At 58.1% G+C, this 590-nt stretch carries 1 protein-coding gene; it reads left to right on the plus strand.

Annotated features, from left to right (window positions below):
* Nucleotides 1-227: 227 nt before the first annotated feature.
* Nucleotides 228-590: LysR family transcriptional regulator (locus tag JK635_RS28695; protein ID WP_202655236.1), on the plus strand; the 363-nt coding region annotated here is incomplete at its 3' end.

Raw genomic sequence — 590 nt, forward strand, 5'->3', positions numbered from 1 at the left:
CCGTGGATATTGTCGGTCAGGGCGGCCGCCACCATCAGGCTGGCAAGCAGCACGACGATGACAAACAAGGCGGCGATGGGTTCGTGTTCAGACATCATGATGGCACTCCGAAAGCAGGCTATTTGCTGCATAGCACAAACTATAGGACTGATTTATCATGGGATAAAGACTAACAATTGGAATTGACTGTTCACATTCGTGAACAATCATGGAAACAGCGAGCGTGCATGGACAAGTTGCAGGCAATGGAGGTATTTGTGCATGTGGTCGACGCCGGCGGCTTTACCCGCGCGGCCGAACAATTGCACATGCCCAAGGCCACCGTATCCACCCTGATCCAGGCGCTGGAGAACACGCTGTCGGTCAAGCTGCTCAACCGCACGACCCGCCAGGTCAATGTCACGGCCGACGGCGCAGCCTACTACGAGCATTGCCTGCGGATTCTGGCCGACATACGCGATACCGAGGACACCCTGTCGCGCACCCATGCGAGCCCCAGCGGCCGGTTGCGGGTTGAAGTTCCCAGCGGCATCGGGCAGCGCCTGATCATTCCGGCCTTGCCCGACTTTTACCGGCGCTACCCGGAGATC

This window comes from Neobacillus paridis, from assembly GCF_016765675.1.
Taxonomy (GTDB): Bacteria; Bacillota; Bacilli; order Bacillales; family Cytobacillaceae; genus Neobacillus; species Neobacillus paridis.